Source organism: Paenisporosarcina sp. P4_D4, from assembly GCF_056401835.1.
Genome location: NZ_JBFUIO010000263.1, coordinates 1 through 1,701, shown reverse-complemented (window position 1 = coordinate 1,701; position 1,701 = coordinate 1). Strand labels below are relative to the sequence as shown.

The 1,701-nt window shown below is 39.3% G+C and carries 4 protein-coding genes; 1 reads left to right on the top strand and 3 read right to left on the bottom strand.

Annotation, left to right across the window (positions count from 1 at the left end):
- Positions 1 to 430: methionine gamma-lyase family protein (locus tag AC1DSL_RS17905; RefSeq protein WP_477533275.1), on the bottom strand; the 430-nt coding region annotated here is incomplete at its 3' end.
- A gap of 155 nt (positions 431 to 585) precedes the next feature.
- On the opposite strand from AC1DSL_RS17905, the gene AC1DSL_RS17900 reads away from it, so the two are divergent.
- A complete protein-coding gene (locus tag AC1DSL_RS17900; RefSeq protein ID WP_477533274.1) occupies positions 586 to 1,203 on the top strand; it encodes a trimeric intracellular cation channel family protein in 618 nt (205 codons plus the stop codon).
- Between the two features lie 26 nt (positions 1,204 to 1,229).
- Here AC1DSL_RS17900 and AC1DSL_RS17895 read toward each other — a convergent pair whose 3' ends face one another.
- Both AC1DSL_RS17895 and AC1DSL_RS17890 read right to left on the bottom strand, forming a co-directional pair.
- Positions 1,230 to 1,529, bottom strand: coding sequence for a rhodanese-like domain-containing protein (locus tag AC1DSL_RS17895; RefSeq protein ID WP_477533273.1), 300 nt, complete (start codon positions 1,527 to 1,529; stop codon positions 1,230 to 1,232).
- A 70-nt stretch (positions 1,530 to 1,599) separates the two neighbouring features.
- A partial coding sequence (locus tag AC1DSL_RS17890; protein ID WP_477533276.1) for an RNA chaperone Hfq occupies positions 1,600 to 1,701 on the bottom strand: 102 nt, incomplete at its 5' end.

The window sequence follows — 1,701 nt, the reverse complement described above, 5'->3', positions numbered from 1 at the left end:
GTTGATAGGAGATATTAAAGTCCTTTAATGACCCCGTGTCCTTTTCTCCCCCATCTACAATTGATTGCAATGTATCATATGGCTTACCTGTTATATATAATAGTTCGTCACCAGGACGGAGCACGCCAAATAAACTGATTGTTATAGCATGTGTTCCGGAAATAATCTGTGCTCTGACGAGTGCTGCTTCGCTCCCGAACACTTCAGCATAAACTCTTTCCAGATTATCTCTTCCTTCATCGTCGTAGCCATACCCAGTCGAAGGATGTAAATGAAAATCGCTGACTTGGTTATTGCGAAATGCAGTAATAACTTTTTCCTGATTAAAAAAAGCGATATGATCAGCCGCTTCATGTTGAGCAGAAACGAGTTGTTCCATTTGCTTGGCTTCATTTAATAATTTTGGTGTCAAAATTGTTCGAAATGTCATGATATATGCCTCAATTCTTCTATTTTCCTTTTTCATCTTATCAGTCCCACTACTATCGTCAACTAATTATATTGATAGCTAGCTGAAAAGTATTGTAATTAACTGAAATTCTGCTACAATTTAATCCGTTCTATTGAATTCTGGAGGAATGTGAAGTGGCTTGGGAAGTATTAAGTATTATTGGAACAATTGCGTTCGCGGTTTCTGGTGCAATTGTTGCCATGGAAGAAGAATATGATTTATTCGGGGTGTATTTACTTGGAATTGTAACAGCCTTTGGTGGTGGAGCAATTCGAAATTTACTTATAGGTGTACCGGTATCTGCACTTTGGGAGCAGGAAATGATGTTCCAAATTGCCTTTGTTGCGATTACCGCAGTCTTCTTATTCCCACAAAACTTATTGAAACATTGGAATCGTTGGGGAAATTTCTTCGATGCAATCGGTTTGTCTGCTTTTGCCATTCAAGGTGCCTTGTTCGCTGTTCAGCTCGGATTGCCAATTAACGCAACGGTAGTGGCTGCTGTCCTGACTGGTTCGGGTGGTGGTATCGTCCGTGATGTCCTAGCGAAACGAAAACCTTTAATCTTACAAAATGAAGTATATGCAGTATGGGCAGCGATTACTGGATTAGTTATCGGGGTGGGACTAGCCGCAAGCGACGTATCACTTTATGTATTATTCATGATTACAACAACTTTACGTGTTGTTTCATATATGAATAAATGGCGCCTGCCATTTCGTTCTTTACAACAAACCGAAAAAACAGCTTAACTCATTATTCGAGTTAAGCTGTTTTTTTATAGTTCTACTTCACCTTTCCATTCCAGCATGCCACCAGAAAGGTTTGTTACGTCAAAGCCTTGTGATTCCAAGAACTGACAAGCTTGTCCACTGCGTCCACCAGAGCGACATACTATGACATATTCTTTCGTTTTATCTAATTCTTGGTGTTTATATTCAACTAACCCCAATGATAAATGTTGCGCACCAGGAATCATACCGTTAGCAACTTCATCAGCTTCACGTACATCTATCATATGAACTGTTTCCCCTGCATCAAGTCTTGCTTGTAACTCTTCAGGTTGAATCGTTTTCATGTTTGTTCCTCCAATCAAATAAATACAACCCTTATGATATATCCTAGCGGGTATACAATCAAACAATTAATTATGCTTCGTCAGTGGAAATAGAAATTGCTTTCGCCGGTACAAACGTAGAAATAGCGTGTTTATAAATCATTTGCTGCTTTCCTTCTGATTCCAGCAACAC

Coding starts and splice junctions, on each gene's coding strand:
- AC1DSL_RS17895 (WP_477533273.1), bottom strand. CDS start 1,529: ATGAAAACGATTCAACCTGAAGAGTTACAAGCAAGACTTGATGCAGGG.